This window comes from Peribacillus sp. QJM3NY_7 (genome assembly GCF_056173225.1).
In genome coordinates this window covers 4683270-4699573 of record NZ_CM149663.1, presented here as the reverse complement: position 1 = coordinate 4699573, position 16304 = coordinate 4683270, and the positions used below count along the sequence as shown (strand labels likewise).

General features: G+C 38.6%; 14 protein-coding genes, 1 pseudogene and 1 riboswitch. Of the genes and pseudogenes, 10 read left to right on the top strand and 5 right to left on the bottom strand.

Translation table 11 applies throughout. The features are described from left to right. Positions 1-20 precede the first annotated feature (20 nt). Both AC0VX1_RS22620 and AC0VX1_RS22615 read right to left on the bottom strand, forming a co-directional pair. Positions 21-386: pseudogene (locus AC0VX1_RS22620) on the bottom strand (CatB-related O-acetyltransferase); the annotation flags it as partial. Between the two features lie 415 nt (positions 387-801). Beyond that, a complete protein-coding gene (locus AC0VX1_RS22615) occupies positions 802-2142 on the bottom strand; it encodes a nucleobase:cation symporter-2 family protein (RefSeq protein ID WP_413023877.1) in 1341 nt (446 codons plus the stop codon). 247 nt (positions 2143-2389) lie between these two features. Here AC0VX1_RS22615 and AC0VX1_RS22610 point away from each other — a divergent pair, with 247 nt between their 5' ends. Next, the gene (locus AC0VX1_RS22610; protein WP_475469134.1) at positions 2390-3577 is read left to right on the top strand and encodes a PucR family transcriptional regulator; all 1188 of its coding nucleotides are present in this window, start codon (positions 2390-2392) and stop codon (positions 3575-3577) included. A gap of 111 nt (positions 3578-3688) precedes the next feature. Here AC0VX1_RS22610 and AC0VX1_RS22605 read toward each other — a convergent pair whose 3' ends face one another. Next, positions 3689-4876, bottom strand: coding sequence for a PucR family transcriptional regulator (locus tag AC0VX1_RS22605; RefSeq protein ID WP_413023874.1), 1188 nt, complete (start codon positions 4874-4876; stop codon positions 3689-3691). A 241-nt stretch (positions 4877-5117) separates the two neighbouring features. On the opposite strand from AC0VX1_RS22605, the gene uraD reads away from it, so the two are divergent. The 8 genes from uraD to AC0VX1_RS22565 all read left to right on the top strand — a co-directional run bounded on the left by uraD (position 5118) and on the right by AC0VX1_RS22565 (position 11811). Next, positions 5118-5615, top strand: coding sequence for a 2-oxo-4-hydroxy-4-carboxy-5-ureidoimidazoline decarboxylase (uraD, locus tag AC0VX1_RS22600; RefSeq protein ID WP_191929488.1), 498 nt, complete (start codon positions 5118-5120; stop codon positions 5613-5615). Between the two features lie 13 nt (positions 5616-5628). Next, positions 5629-6612: a factor-independent urate hydroxylase gene (pucL, locus tag AC0VX1_RS22595; protein WP_053536436.1), complete on the top strand. Its 984-nt coding sequence runs from the start codon at positions 5629-5631 to the stop codon at positions 6610-6612. After that, a complete protein-coding gene (gene uraH, locus AC0VX1_RS22590; protein ID WP_034304629.1) occupies positions 6612-6971 on the top strand; it encodes a hydroxyisourate hydrolase in 360 nt (119 codons plus the stop codon). Before pucL ends, uraH begins: the two co-directional genes overlap by 1 nt. A 30-nt stretch (positions 6972-7001) precedes the next feature. After that, positions 7002-7541 (top strand): thiol peroxidase, encoded by a 540-nt coding sequence (tpx, locus tag AC0VX1_RS22585; RefSeq protein WP_063575047.1) that lies wholly within the window; start codon positions 7002-7004, stop codon positions 7539-7541. Between the two features lie 789 nt (positions 7542-8330). After that, positions 8331-8738 carry a DUF1259 domain-containing protein gene (locus AC0VX1_RS22580; RefSeq protein WP_413010304.1) on the top strand — a complete coding sequence of 136 codons (408 nt, stop codon included), beginning with the start codon at positions 8331-8333 and terminating at the stop codon, positions 8736-8738. A 277-nt stretch (positions 8739-9015) separates the two neighbouring features. Further along, positions 9016-9870: a hypothetical protein gene (locus tag AC0VX1_RS22575; protein WP_330501704.1), complete on the top strand. Its 855-nt coding sequence runs from the start codon at positions 9016-9018 to the stop codon at positions 9868-9870. A 43-nt stretch (positions 9871-9913) separates the two neighbouring features. Next, positions 9914-10825 (top strand): VanW family protein, encoded by a 912-nt coding sequence (locus AC0VX1_RS22570; protein ID WP_475469130.1) that lies wholly within the window; start codon positions 9914-9916, stop codon positions 10823-10825. 227 nt (positions 10826-11052) lie between these two features. Further along, on the top strand, positions 11053-11811 hold the full coding sequence (locus AC0VX1_RS22565; protein WP_328111046.1) for a carbon-nitrogen hydrolase family protein: 759 nt from the start codon (positions 11053-11055) through the stop codon (positions 11809-11811). Between the two features lie 302 nt (positions 11812-12113). On the opposite strand, the gene AC0VX1_RS22560 is transcribed toward AC0VX1_RS22565, so the two are convergent. Together AC0VX1_RS22560 and dapA are read right to left on the bottom strand one after the other, a co-directional pair. Continuing rightward, positions 12114-13076, bottom strand: coding sequence for a D-2-hydroxyacid dehydrogenase (locus AC0VX1_RS22560; RefSeq protein WP_413023870.1), 963 nt, complete (start codon positions 13074-13076; stop codon positions 12114-12116). 121 nt (positions 13077-13197) lie between these two features. Next, positions 13198-14094, bottom strand: a complete 897-nt coding sequence (gene dapA / locus AC0VX1_RS22555) for a 4-hydroxy-tetrahydrodipicolinate synthase (protein WP_475469127.1) — start codon at positions 14092-14094, stop codon at positions 13198-13200. Between the two features lie 133 nt (positions 14095-14227). Then, positions 14228-14406: riboswitch (Lysine riboswitch) on the bottom strand. A 370-nt stretch (positions 14407-14776) separates the two neighbouring features. Here dapA and AC0VX1_RS22550 point away from each other — a divergent pair. Then, complete coding sequence (locus tag AC0VX1_RS22550) at positions 14777-16285, top strand: spore germination protein (RefSeq protein WP_475469126.1); 1509 nt, start codon at positions 14777-14779, stop codon at positions 16283-16285. The last annotated feature ends 19 nt before the right edge of the window (positions 16286-16304 follow it).

Here is a 16304-nt window from a genome sequence, read left to right as displayed (position 1 = left end):
TCTCTGTAGTTGATGCATTGTCATCTTTTATTTTTTAAGATTCTTAGGTTTTCCATATCCCCATTTACTATCACATCAATATGAGCAGAGATGATATGAATGTCTAAATCCCACCATTTAATTTCCAGCAATTCGTTAATGATTTCTTTTGAGAAGCGGGTTTTAAGTTTCCTTTCGGGATTCCCTCCAACGATGGTGTAAGGTTCCACATCTTTGGTAATAACCGATTTGGCGGCTACAATTGCACCATCCCCGATTTTTATTCCAGGCATGATGACAGTATCCATTCCTATCCAAACATCATTTCCAATTATGGTATCACCTTTAAACGGCAACTGATCTAACGTTGGCGTATACTTTTCCCATTCGTGTCCAAAAATGTTGAAGTTGCAGGGCCTACCTCCATTACCCCCTAATAAGCTAAGAAAGTTAAGCTTAAAGCTCTCTAGAACCACCCCGAATTTCAATTTTTTTATGCGGAAAATTTGTCGATGACACCCCACGGAATCAGACTTTGTAGAAAAAATAAAATTTAAGGGACCCCTTGAATGTAGATTCGAAAAAGGTCGGGAATTTCGGGATTGACTTCAAACTTTGGAGGGTTAAATCGCTCTCTTTTCAAATGAAACAAGTTGAAGAGCCATAATTGAGTAAAAAAAAGCACCCTGCTTACCTATTAAATAGGCTGTTCAAGGTGCTTGTATTATTTGTTTGAAAATTCCCTGAATAAGGTTATAATTAAAAGTGTTGGAGAACCTAGCCAACTAGACACCCTTAGAGAATTGCCTTGTCCGCTACTTTCTAAGGGTGGATATTAATATTCTGGCTCATGCTTGGTTGAATTTCGGGTATGGAATGATGGTGTGTAATGGATGGATTTGTTTTTCCATTCAGGATGGCATTTAACACAACCAGTGTTATTGTACCCATCACCACTCCGTTTCCACATATTAATTGGACTGTTTCCGGGAATTTATCGAATGCTTCCGGGACCCCCTTGATTGCAAGACCGACTCCTATTCCAAGTGCAATCGTCAATTGATTGGAAGGTTTGCTTAAATCCGCTTTGGCTACCATCCCCAAAGCTGCAGAAAGAAGCATCCCGAACATTGGTATCATGGCCCCGCCCAGAACGGGTAAAGGGATCATCGTCGTAAGTCCGGCAACCTTAGGCACAAAAGCTAGAAAGATTAGGATACAGCCTGCCGTGATTACTACCGAGCGCTGAGTTACCTTTGTCAGCAAGACCAAGCCAACATTTTGTGAGAAGGTAGAATGGTTGAAAGAGTTGAAGATACCGCTTATGAAGCTCCCTATTCCTTCTGCACGAAGGCCCTTTTCCACATCTTTTTCGGTTATTTCCTTCCCGCATACTTCCCCGAGTGTCAAAAAGACGCCTATACTTTCCACAGCTATGATTAAAGATATGATTGTCATGGTGATAATAGATGAAAGGTCGAAGGTAGGTACCCCAAAATAAAAAGGAGTCACCATTGTAAACCAGCTGGCCTCTGTAAAGCCAGAGGTATCGACCATACCTAAAAAACCAGCCAATATAGTGCCGAGAATCATGGCGAAAAGAACTGAAACCGCTTTCAAGAAACCTTTGGTAAGTGTATTCAATAAAAGGAAACTCACTAGTGTAAAACAGGCTAGCATTAGATTCATAGGATCTCCAAAGGTGGGGGAACCGGCTCCGCCCGCTGCATTTTTCATGGCAACTGGCATTAATGACACGCCTATGATTAATATGACGGACCCTGCAACAATTGGTGGGAAATAGGGTATCAATTTACCGATTACTCCTGATAAAAGGGCAACAATTATTCCGGATACCATAACTGCGCCTAAAACCCCGGTTATACTATGGACCGATCCTATGGCTATTACTGGCTCGACCACGATAAAAGAAACAGCCATTAAAGCAGGTAATCTTATACCAAATCCTTTACCGCCAATAACTTGAAGCAAGGTGACTATCCCGCAGGCGAGTAAATCAAACGAGATCAGGTATATGATCTGTCCTTGTGTCAACCCGATTGCAGGACCGACGATTAGTGGAACAGCTACCGCTCCTCCATACATTACACAAACATGCTGTAAACCTAACAATAACGTGTTTAGTTTGCTCAATTTTTCCATGTTTGCCCCCTTTTAATTAGTCACGACTTTCCAATTATATGAATGTAACGAAATCGCCTCCTTGTGATTTTGTAAATACTTCCTTATGGATGGTTTTGCTGTTGCTTATTAAGAAACGCTATTTACAAAATCGGTGTATTTTTATATTATCACCGCCATAATGCTAAATCAAGACTATTTTTTGGAAAAATATGAATATTCATTCTAGTTCATTCTGTATATAATTAAGAAGAATAGGGGGAGAAATATGTATTTAACGATCGAAAAAGCTTTGAAACTTCCTGCCCTAAACCAAGTGGAAGTTATTGGAGGAAGTCAAGGGTTAACTCGGGTAATTAATTCAGTAAGTATAATGGATCATCCGGATATATCATGGATTAAACGAGGGGAACTCCTGCTGACAACCGGTTATGTGTTTAAGGATGACCTGAATGCTCAAATCAATCTTGTTAGGGAATTGTCGAAAAGAGGAAGTGCTGGATTAGCTATCAAGATTAAGCGGTTTCTTTCTACGATTCCTCCTGGAATGGTGGAAGAAGCGAACAAGTACAATTTCCCACTGCTGGAGATTCCTTATGAAATGCCTTTATCCGACTTATTATTCAGCTTTACATATGAACTTGTTAATAAGGAGAAAGTGAAAAACAATGGAAAAGGAAGTGTTGAAGTTTTTCATTCTCTTTTGAATGGGGATAATAGGAGTTCATCTTTTATCCCCCAATTACAGGAATTTGGCTTTAATCCCGATAGGCCATATATTCTGCTCTTAATAAACGGAACGAAAGAAGAAGCGGATTCATTCTTTCCAATTGGCAGAATGTTGGAGAAATTAAGCCAAACGGAAAGGGAAGATTTCAAGTATTGGAATATCGACTTCGATGGTCAATTGATTATCCTGCAAGGGAAAGGGATGGTGACTGATGAACACCTGTTTATGCAGGCTCAAAGAATTGCCATCCTTTTAGAAGGTCTTATATCCAAAGATAATCCTGGCACTTCACTATCCATGGGGTTAAGCAAGGTGAAAAAAGAATTCTACAATATGAAAGAAGGGTTTATTGAAGCTAAAAAGGCCATTCAACTTGGCCCGAGGATCAACCCGACTAATATCAATGATTACGCAAGCGTTGAAGTTGAAGATCTAATAAACCAAATCCCTAAGGATGCCATAACTCAATACGTGCTATCCATGATTCAGCCGATTATTGTATATGATAGGGAAAATGAGGGGGAGTTGTTAAAAACGCTGGAAACCTATCTATTTTCAAGAGGGAGAATAGAAGATGCGGCACGGGCTTTGTTTGTGCATCGAAATACTGTAAAGTTCCGTTTGTCTAGAATTGAAGACTTATTGGGAGTTGATTTAAAATCGAGGGATATTGCTTTTAAATTGCAGTTTAGTATAAAGGCTGCGAAGTTATTATTACATGACTAGGTAAAGGAAGCATGATTTGAAGGAATCGGGAATCAAGTGTTACTGCCCATGAAAAACTGCCAGGGAATGAAGGATCCCTGGCAGTTTTTCATTTGTATCGGCCATTTCTTATCAATTATCCAGCAGACGTTTTGCATATAGGGCAAGTTTTAAAGTGAACAGATCATCATTGCTTAATTCCATTCCTAATCGTTTTTTTATGCTTTTAATTCGAAAATGGATAGTGTTTCGGTGTACCCCCATTTTTCTGGCCGTTTCAGCTGGTCGAAGATTGCATTGCAAATATGCCTCCAAGGTTTTGATCAGATCAGACTGGGTTTCATCATCATGGTCCTTAAGCGGTGCTAAATTACCTGTAACAATATCCATGAGCACATTTTTTGGAGCATACTGCAGAATTTTAAATGTTATTAATTCTTTGTAGCCGTAAATTTCCTTTCCTGGGTTCAATCGTTTTCCCAAATCAATAGATTGTAAAGCTTCCTGTAAGCTATTGGCCAGGTTATTAATGCCTGTATGATAGTTACCGACTCCCAGTGTAAGTTCCATTGGCAGGTGTGTAGACAAAGTAGAGATAATCTGTTGGCTTATCTGGGTGACTTGTGAATAAAAGCGGGTGTTCCCTAGGGGGATGGTATCCAGATAAATGATAACTAGACTGCCCTTGATATTCCTTATGAGCTTATCGATTTTATATTGCTCGGTTAATGTTTCAATTGTCTTGATAAGCTGTTTATAAGTATTGGAATCATTCCTTTGATTCCATTGCAGCGTTAAAGGTAAAACCGTACATATGAAGCCCCCAGTAATTTGTTGGAAGCTGGATTTGTCCTCCGTCATTCCTAAAATCCCGTAACTTAAATTTTCGGCACCAACTCCGGAAATATCCTCCATGCTATAACTTTGCCCTTTTTGTTCATTCTGTCTCGTCACTATTTCACGAAGCAGGGGAGACATGATATCTGATAGCGAAAACTCAGGGGGGATTTTGAGAATAGGCAAATTGGCCATATTGGCAATGCTGATGGTGGTTTGCGGAATTTCTTCCAGTTTGATGAACAATCCTGAACAATTCATTTTTGCCAATTCGATTACGAATTGGTCTAATTGTTGCGGATTATCTTGAAATAAGTATCCGGTTGTTAGAATCAATTCATTTGGCTTTAACCAGGAAAGCACATCAGGAGCATCAAAGCTATTGATGGATTCTATTTCTCTATTAAGTCCCTGCATGCCAGCTGCCACTTGGCATTGTTTGATCTGTGGTAATTTTAATGCATCAATCATCGTTAAATGCATGATAGGTCCCCTTCGCTGTGCCTTTTTTCTCTAATTTAACTAATTTTTTGAATATTGGCAACTGGATCTAAGCTATTAAGATGGCCTGTTCTTTAAAAGGTGAGTGCGGTAAGCACAAAGGGGTTGGAAAAATATTAGCTTTTTCAGCTAATGACCTATAAATGAACGCACGTATATAATTCAATTAAGTTAAGAATGTTTTGAATTATAAAAAAATAACCGGAAGAAGGGAGGGCCCGTTTTGATATCTGACCTTAATAGCATTAATGAGTTGAACAAGGCGGAATTCATCGAAAAGTTAGGTTGGGTATATGAACATTCTCCATGGATAGCAGAGCGTTCATGGGAGTACAAGCCATTCATTTCCGTAGAGGACCTAAAACAGAAAATGGAAGTGGTTGTGCAAAATGCCTCATTATCGGAACAGCTCCAATTAATCAAGTCTCACCCGGACTTAGCAGCCCGGATTGATATGGCTGAAGCATCAGTTAAAGAACAATCCGCAGCCGGTTTGAATTCGCTTTCTCCGGATGAATATGAAGAATTTCATGCGCTAAATAATCAGTATAAAGAAAAGTTTGGATTTCCGTTCATATTTGCTGTCCGTGGCAGCGATAAAACGGTGATAAAGGCAGAGATGAAAAGAAGGATTGGTTTGGATCAGGAAAATGAACTTAAGGAAGCCATCAAGCAAATCCACTTAATCGCCAGCCACAGGTTATCTGATTTTATAAACTAGGAGGAGGAATAATATGACAGCTCAAAATGAAAACAGAACGATGTATTACGGTAAAGGGGATGTATTTGTATACAGGACTTTTGTGCAGCCTCTTACAGGTTTGAGGAAAATACCGGAATCAAGTTTCACAGAAAGAGATAATACTATTTTCGGATTCAATTGCCAGATTTCTCTAAAAGGGGAAGCTTTTTTATCTTCTTTTACGGAAGGAGATAATAGCTTGGTGGTTGCAACGGATTCCATGAAAAACATCATTCATCGCCAGGCGGCCAATTATCAAGGAAATACGGCGGAAGGATTTTTAAAGTTCATATGTGAAGTTTTCCTTGATAAGTATAGCCACATAGATGCAGTGGAACTGACAGCAACTGAAGTTCCCTTCGATCATGTACTCGTTCCAAAAGGGGAAGGACATGAAAATAGTGATGTTGTCTATCGATGTTCCAGAAATGAAAGGGCTACCACTACAATCGAAGTCAAAAGGACACCTACCGGAAGCAAAATCGTTAAGCATTCAAGTGGAATAGTTGATGTCCATTTAATCAAGGTTAAAGGAAGCTCTTTTTATGGATTTATTCAAGATGAATACACCACACTGCCAGAAGCTCAGGATCGTCCACTATTTATCTACTTGGATTTCGATTGGGAATATAGCCGCTGGGAGGATGGCACTGGAGCGGATCCAGAAAAATATGTAGCAGCAGAACAAATTTGTGATATTGCAAACACAGTGTTCCATGAACTGAATAACCGTTCGATACAGCAGCTCATTTATCATATTGGCATTAGGATTCTGGAACGTTTCCCTCAGCTGGCGAATGTTCAATTTAAAACCAATAATCGTACCTGGGAAACCGTTGTGGAAACCATTCCGAATTCAGAAGGAAGTGTTTATCAGGAACCACGTCCTCCGTTTGGCTTCCAAGGCTTTGTCGTTACACAAGAAGACGTTAAACAAAAAAAGGCAGCTGATTCAACTGTAGGGGCTTCCCGATAATGGACAGTAAGCTGACCACACATGTTTTAGACCTCTCTAAAGGTCTGCCGGCAAAAGGGATGAAGATAGAACTTTGGGCCATAGCAGAACAGGGAGACCATTCTTTCATAAAAGAGGTCTGTACAAACAAAGATGGGCGAGTGGATGATCCGCTTCTTCAAGGGGATGATCTCAAACCAGGTGAGTATGAGCTTGTCTTTTATGTCGGGGAATATTTCAATGATGGTGCGAATGATCCAAATATAAGGCCATTTTTAAATAAGGTCCCACTTCGTTTTGGAATAAGAAGTAATGAAGAACATTATCATGTTCCTCTGCTTGTTGCTCCGGGAGGATATAGCACCTACCGAGGAAGCTAATAAATCAGTAAGAGAGTTGGAGGGTTCAATTTGGCACATGAGCGTACTGGTGCAGTGACTTTAGGCGGGAATCCAGTGACCTTGATTGGTCCTGAACTAAGAGTAGGGGATATGGCCCCTGACTTCACACTATTAACAAATGACCGCCGTAAAGTACATTTAACAGACTATAAAAATAAGACATGCATCATCACGACTGTTCCTTCGCTTGATACTGGTGTATGTGACTTACAAACAAGGCTCTTAAATGAAGAAGCAAGCAAAATGGGTGATGATGTAGCGGTGTTGGCTATCAGCGCAGACCTTCCCTTTGCTCAAGCAAGATGGTGCAAAGAAAGTAATGTCGAAGCTATAACCATTCTCTCTGATCACTTTGATTTGTCATTTGGTACTGCATATGGAACGTATATGAAAGAACAACGATTGGAATGCAGGGCAGTATTTGTAATAAATCAAGAAGGAACCATTAAGTATGTGGAATATGTACCGGAAGTCACGGATCACGCAGATTATGAATCCGCATTGCAGGTAGCGAAGGAAGTGATAAATAAAGCTGGTGCAGCTAAATAAAGATTTTCCCTCACGAAGGATAGTAAAAGTACAATCTATTTTCCGCAAGGCCGTCCGATTTTCAAAAGCTGGACGGTCTTTTGTTGATACTGAATTAAATTAGTAGTTTTCCAGTGACTTATCCAGGTCTCTTTCTAATGTCAAAATATAGTTACTATAATTAAACATTAATTCCTTTTATTTGAATGGTAATCATGCTATAATGAAAGTCCAATAGCTTTATATAATATGGAAGCGCTTCCTTATTTGAGGAAGTGCTCTTTTTATGTTTTTCTCTTACTAATTAATATAACAATGCTAGAAACACCTGAAATAGAAATAAGTATACGTGTAAACTCCTGAAATCCGTCATCTCAGCTCCTGCCACTTCAATTTCTTGATGATACAACAAACAGCCCCTGCAATGATATTTTCTACATCAGCGAATGGAAAAATCTATCGAGGGTACCATTTTCTTTTAAAAAAACTCTTCTGGTCATATCCATTCCCACTTAAGAATGATCAGTGGTTTAATAAATAAAAGTTAAAAAGCCCTTGCCTTCTTTTATTTCTTGTTGAAGGTGAGAGCCTTTCATTGTTCCCATATCAATTTATCAATCTAAGCATCTTTAGTACATGTATCATAATACTCTACAAAAATCCCTTCAGAACAAAACCTGAAGGGATTTTCATGTTCATATAACCTAGATTATTAGAAGTTGAGGATTTTAAACTAATATCCTCATAAAAGCTGAATATAATAATCGTGAATTTAGCATGTGGAAAATTTTTTTTGAAAGGGGATTTTTCATGAGTTCGGAAAAACGAAGAAGATTATGTCAGGAATTTGCAAGAATTTTAGGCGGAGACGGAATGATTACTCCAGAAGGAGTATGCTTGGTGCAAAAGTTTCGTAATATTAGATTCACAATACTTGATCGCAGAACGCAATCTCCACTAGTCAATCCGCAATTTTTTACGTTTGAAAATGTTGATAGTAGGGGGAATGCGTTAAATTTAGGGGAAACAGTTCTTTTACAAGAAGAAGTTAACCCGTTATTAACTGAACTTAGAAAAAGGGACATTTTAGTTACTTCTCTTCATAATCACTGGTTATTTGAAGAACCTCGGGCAATGTATATGCACTTTGAATCGATTGAACCACCACTAGATTTTGCTAAAAAAGTTAGAGATGCATTTAGAGTATTAAAAGTGTAGTCAGACTATAAGAGGCAAGCCTTACATCAGTGAGATTATCAATCCCACTGATGTTTTCTTTTTTGTATATCATGTCTTTTATTTTTCTTCGGAGCAGGCCGCATGGCATCTTGTGTAGTTTTTAAGTTACCGGATTAGGGATATCAAAAGTACATATTAGAACATCATTACTAGCATGTCTGAGCCTTTTTAGCTTAATTTGAAGAATTTCCAAATTTTCAAAGGTATTCAATTTATTATGTCCTGAAATAATAAGAAAAAATGCAGGAGAGGTCAAATGAAAAACAATACATTATATCAAGTAATTATCGCTATTTTTATATTTGTCTTAATGGTCGATCAGTCGGTCTATGCCATGGAATGGGAAGATGAAGAAGGACCCATAAGCTTTAAAATTGAGATGTTACCTTGGGAGATTGTAAACAACATTATTCCTGATAAAACAAATTTCACCATAATCGATATTGAAACTGGTTTATCATTTAAGGTACAACGAAGGGCAGGCAGCCATCATGCCGATGTACAGCCATTAACCAAAGAAGATACTCAAATCATGAAGAAAATTTATAATAATAAATGGAGTTGGAATAGAAGAGCCATTATTGTATTAATCAATAATCAAATGATTGCTGCATCCATGCACGGAATGCCACATGGTGCTGGTGCTCTTCCAAATGGTTTTTCAGGTCATTTTTGTGTTCATTTCTCTGGAAGTATTACGCATCGTTTGAAAAACGAAGATCTTTCTCATAAATTAATGATATTGAAAGCCGCTGGTAAGCTTGATGATTATATACAAACGGTAAATCCTTATGAACTTATACGTATTTTTACCATTGCCATTAATCAAGGAAATCAGGAATTATTAGCAATGACCTTATCAAATCCGAGTCACCCTAACCGTGTCAATAAACTTGTTAAAGATATTACATATTTTGGAGTGGTTGACCCTTTAAGACAACCGCCTGAACAGCTAAATGGTCTATTTCTCGTGGATGTACCCGTTCAAGTGGCTATTTATAAGAAAAAAGATGGCAAAGAAAAAAAGGTTATGCATTTTATGATCCGCAAGGAGAGTTTGCCTGATCGTTGGTTTATTGATCAAGATGCAATTTATGAAGACTTGAGGTGAAAATTGTGAATGTTCAAGGAAACCAACCCAGGAGGTGCATTCAATGAGATTAACATGGATTGCCGGACTTTTGCTATTCGTTCAACCAGTGAATATTTCAGAAAGCTTATTGGTAACCCACCAAGGACAAACGATTGCCAGTGTCAACCATGCTGATATTACGATGCCCTACCTGGATGCTCCTATGTTGGACGTGGATAAATACAATCAATTTGTCGAAAAAATAGACCGGCAAGTTTACCAAAAACCTGTAAATGCCACAATGGACAAGCAAGGTAATATTCTACCTGGGCGGGTGGGTTACAAGCTATACCATCAAGCCTTTAAAGAACAATTTCATTCCTTTTTGTACAGTAGTAGATCATACAAACTAGAAGTACCTTTGCTTGCTATTCATCCAAAGGTTGACAGCGAAATACTTGCGGAAATTCGTGAAAAAAAGATAGGTGAATATAGAACCTATTTTAATGTGAACAATAAAAATCGTTCAAATAATATCTCACTTGCTACAGAAGCCATTAATAATTATGTCGTGTTTCCAGGAGAGGTCTTTTCTTTTAACCAAGTTGTTGGCAAGAGGTCAGTAGAAAAAGGATATTTGCTCGCTCGGGTTATCGTTAAAGGAGAGTTTACTGAAGGGATTGGCGGAGGGATTTGCCAGGTTTCATCCACCTTGTTTAATGCTATCGACAATGCAGGGTTGCAAACGGTTCAACGCTATTCCCATACAAGGAGCGTTCCGTATGTTCCATCTGGCCGCGATGCTACAGTAAGCTGGTATGGGCCTGATTTTAGTTTTAAAAACAAATACAATCAACCAATCCTGATCAGGGCTACAATCCAAGGAGGAATGGTGAGTATCATGGTTTACTCTTCAGATATGATCAATTATAAAATACGAAAGATTCCTGATGCTTCAAAGCAGATATCCAAAGAACAAATTATTCGTTCGTAAAAGTACCGTATACGAATGGGGGCACCTTAGGCAAATTTTTTGGTTTATATTATAGAAGAAACTCGTAAAAATTGCCTTTGCTCATTGGAGCAAGGGCTTGTTTAGAGATGGGGGAGGAAACAGCTTTTTCTTTTTCGGGACAGATTACTTGAACAAGCCAATCCATGACCATGCTACAATCATTACAAGCATGGCCATTAATATAAGTTGATGTTTGGGAGACCATTATGGGAAAAATAAAAATAGCTTTACTGCACCTATTGCCCATCGCTGGTGATGTGGAGCATAACCAAAAACTAATTGAACAAGCCATTCATAGTGCATCAAATAAAAATGCCGAATGGATTATAACACCCGAACTATGTGTCAGCGGACTTCAATTCAATCATAAGGTTGGGACTGGATGGATTAACAAGCAACCTGATGCTTGGATGAATAATTTGGGCAGTAAACTAAAGAATTTGAAAAGCACTGTATTTTTGGGCTGCCCTGAAAAAGGCAGTGACGGAGAGTTGTATAATTCTGTGTTTGTCATAGATAAAAAAGGTCATTTAATAGGTAAACAGAGAAAAATCAGTGTTATTGATGATTGGTCAGCTTCAGGGGAAGTATTGGAGCCAATAAAAACAGACAATGTTGAGGTTGGTATTATGATTTGTGCAGACGCATATAACAAAGATATTGCTTGCACCTTATCTGAAAAAGGAGCAGAAATATTACTTGCACCGTCTTCTTGGGGTCCCGGATTACATGGTCCGGAGGGAGAATGGGAACAAAGGTCACTAGAAACAGGGCTGCCCGTAATAGTCTGTAATCGTACTGGCGAAGACGAAACGGTCCGTTTTTGGGATGCAGAAAGCATGATCATAAAAAATGGTGTACCCCTCCTGACTCATAAATCAAAACAATCAGCCATACTTACCTTTGAATGGGATTTACAAAGCATGGATTTACTATCGACTCATTTCGACATCGATTACATATAATGAGAACTACACCAACTCTTGTTGATAAAGGGTGCGCCAGTTTCTTATGGAACGATACATGAGGAGATAACAAATGGATGGTGGTACAGCCACACGGTAACTCCATCGAAAAAAGCCTATCTCTTGTGAGGGTTTTTGATTTGTAAGAGGGAGATAAGGCTAAACAAATGAAAATCCACTTTCAATAATCCTTGAAAAAAATCAAATTATTCACTTTTAGTTTGTAGGCCGCTTTCCTCTGTTGAAGAATGCGGCCTTTTCAACAAATAATTGCAAGCAAATAACAACAATTCTAATTGGGTTTAATACCCTCGGTTCCGATCTACCATTCCACTTAATGGTTGTTCACTTGAAAATCGACTTAAATTTTCTATGAAAAAGCTGCTCACTTCGTTAATCGTACTTGGCCCTGACAGGTGAGAAGTGACAAACATATTCGGCATGGACCAGAAGGCATGTTCTTTTGGCAGCGGTTCTGTCTCAAATACATCGAGGACCGCTCCTTGAAGATGTCCTTCCCGCATGACAGATAATAAATCCCCTTCATCTATCAATGCTCCGCGGCCAACGTTGATAAGGTAAGCGTTGGACTTCATAGCTAAAAGAAGGTCCTGGTTAATGATATGATAAGTGGAATCCGTTAAAGGAAGGGTCAGGACCAAATAATCCAGATCTTTTACAAATTCACCCCATTGATCTGGAGTAAAGTGGAGATCCACGAGTGTTGCTTGTTTTCCACTAAAGCTTAACCCATGCACATTCATATCAAATGCCCGGGCTTTACGTACAAGTTCAGCGCCAATCGATCCAAGTCCAGCCACCCCGATTGTTTTCCCCTTTAGAGTTTCAGAAATGAAAGGATCCCATCTCCGCTCCAATTGCGATTGTCTCATCCGAGGACCGTCTTTCACTATGTCCAAGAGAAACGAAAATACATATTCAGAGATGTAAGCACCAAATTGGTCAATAATTCGAGTTATTGTAATGTTTTGAGGTATTGATTTATCTGCAATCAAATCATTGACCCCGGCTCCCATTGATTGAAACCAGCGAACAGATGAGGCAACTGGTTTACTTAGTAATTGCGTCGGGAAATTCCATCCCAAAATAACTTCAGTGCCTGGTAAATATTTTTCTGCTTCCTCCAAAGTTTTCGCTGTCTTTACCGATGTAAACCCACTATTTCGGATATGATCAGCATAAGCATCGACCTCTGACTGAATAGGACTAAATACAAGAATGTTCGGTTTGTGTGTACCCCCCATTGGCTCTCTCCTTATTGATTCTTTATATATAGTATAAATTCTTTCTCCTGAGTCGTAAAAAAAACAGTGCATTTCTTTCGAGTATGCACTGCTTTTTAAAATTTCTCCAGAATCATTAGTTTTATTTATTTAATAAAATGGCTTCTGCGTTACTAGGCTGCAGAACTATTTGCAGTGCTCTTTCTTCTTCATCGTTTAAAGGGATCAATGGTAAGCGGACACCTCCAACATGTAACCCCCGCATATTTAATGCTGATTTTACTGGTCCCGGGCTTGGTGCAGCAAATAATGCTTTCATGATTGGAAGAAGTGTACGATGTGCAGCGGCAGCGCCAAGGACATCACCATTTTTAAAGCTATTGATCATTTCTTGCATTTCATTACCAATTATGTGTGAAGAAACCGAAACAACGCCTGTTCCACCGATGGCTAAAACCGGTAATGTCAACCCATCATCGCCGCTGTACAAAGTAAAATCACTAGTTGTTTTGCTTATGATTTGTGCCATGGCATCCAAGTCACCGCTTGCTTCTTTTACTGCCACGATATTGTTGATTTTTGAGAGGCTGACAATCGTCTTCACTGACATGTTTACAACACTTCGACCTGGAATATTATAAAGCATTACCGGTAATGATGTTGAATGGGCTATAGCGCTAAAGTGCTGAAATAGTCCTTCTTGAGAAGGCTTGTTATAGTAGGGGGTGACGAGCATGATTCCGTCGACTCCTGCTGCCTCTGCTTGCTTTGTTAAGCTGATGGAAGCTCTCGTGTTATTTGAGCCGGTTCCAGCTATGACTGGAACTCTTCCATCAACAACTTCTACAACAAATTTGAATAAATCTATTTTCTCTTCTTGAGTTAAGGTAGGGGACTCTCCAGTTGTACCAGCTATTACTAATCCATCAGAACCATTAGCAATCAAATGGTTTACTAAAGTTCTCGTAGCATTAAAATCAACCTCTTCATTATGATTGAACGGGGTAACCATTGCGGTTAAAACATGGCCAAAATTCATAACTTCACACCCTTTTGTATAGTTTTTAAAAATATTCAGAGGTGGTTAGGGCCATTCAGGAGTAAACGCAAAAAAGCAACAACGAGGATTCGCTGCTGCAGTAGAAACAATATTTACCAAAAAATGTTTCCGCGCATAAGATAGCCCTCCATATAGTTTCCTATATGACAGTCCTGTATTTATTCAATAGCAGAACCAGCTTCAAGAACATGAGATTCTTTCCGCTTCGGCAAATTCCCCTTTCCACAATAGTCATAGGATCTCATTCTCCTCAAAATGTGTACTAATGGTCTTTGCTCCTCTATCCTCACTTCAAAAAAAATTGAAGTAAGAAAATATTTAATTGATTGTAATATAACAGGGAATCCATTCTGTTGCAAGCCTAATTATAAAGTTTTTTAAGAATGCTAGAAATCTATGGGAATGGCTAGAGTATGGGGGTGGATTCATCTTTATTCGTTATAGGCTGAACAAATATTCAATGGACGAGGGAGTAGTAGACATTACAACTCCCTTTAATGATTCCTTTTCATTTTATCCGATTAAAAATCACTAATAAATGTATTGAGAATTACAGTTGGCCACTAATTTTAATCGGTAATTTCAACTAAGTATTCATGCGTATAAAATCCTACCATTCGTTAATAATATCCATATCTTACAATCAAAGGAGTGAAGTCTATTGAAAGGATATTCATTCTTTAAAAGGCATGGAATTCATAAATCTACAGACTTCAAAAAGCAAGAAAATCATAAATCTACAGACTTCACTGATGTACTCGAACATCTGCAAAAGTCCAAGGACTTCACAAGCTTTACACTCAAATTTGAAAATGAAATATACTGTGTATCTTTTTTCGATACATTAATTGATAAAGATATAATGCATAGAGACCTCCTTCCTTTTTTACATACAAATTCTTCAACTCTGGAGGAGCTTGTACACAACTTGCCAATAGAGGGGCTTGTTTTCACAAAAAATCCTTCTGAACTACAAAGTCAGCTGTTAATGGGTTATATAGCCATAACATTAAATAATCAATCTGATCAAGCAGTTTTAGTTAAAGCAGCAAATAACACTTCGAGGCAAGTTACACTTCCAGAGGTGGAGTTCAGTGTTGTCGGTCCGAAAGAGGCACTGGTCGAATCACTTGATACGAATTTATATTTAATCCGAAAACGGCTTCCAATTGCAGAACTTGCTGTTGAAGAAATTATTGTTGGGAAGTTATCCAAAACAAGAGTAGCTGTGCTTCATATAGAAGGAATTGCAAATAAGGAGAATGTAGAAACCGTCATACAGCGCATATCTGATTTAAGGGTTAACCAAATAATTGATAGCTCCTATATTTCACAAATGATTGAAGATAATAAAAATTCTCCTTTTCCTCAATTTATCGATACGGAACGACCTGATCGATTGGCTGCGGTACTAGGAGAAGGCAAAGTAGTGATCTTGGTGGATGGAGCTCCACATGGCTTACTTGGGCCCTCCACATTCTTTGAATACTTTGCGGCATTCGAAGATTATTTTCTCAACTGGACGATAGCCTCATTCTTTAGGCTTATTCGTTTTTTTGCTGTATTGTTTTCCATCCTAATGACCCCCATATATGTCGCAGTTCTCACTTATCATTATGAGTTGATCCCAAAGGATTTAGTAAGTACGCTTGTAATTTCTCGTAGCGGAATTCCATTTCCACCGATTTTAGAAGCATTAATCTTGGAATTAGCCATCGAACTTCTCAGGGAGGCAGGAGCTAGACTGCCGACTAAAGTAGGTCAAACAATAGGTATCGTAGGTGGTATTGTAATTGGGACGGCATCTGTTGAGGCAGGGCTAACGAGTAATGTACTATTAATTCTTGTTGCATTGTCGGCTCTTGGTTCTTTTACTACACCTGTTTATCAAATGGGTAATACCATTCGCTTAATTCGATTTCCTCTCCTGCTCATGGCTTATTTTTTAGGATTATTGGGTATAGCTATCAGTTTTTGTTTTTTGCTTGTGCATTTACTGAGGATAAGTTCCTTAGGGAGGCCATTTCTTGAACCATTATATCCGCCAAGGATTTATGATATGCGGGATGCCTTGATTCGTTTACCATTTTTTCTTCAGGCTAAACGTCCAATTGAGGTTCAGACGGAAGACACTGTTCGGTTAGAACCCAAGGAAGATTCTAAAGACTAAGTGAGAGTGGAGGTTTCTT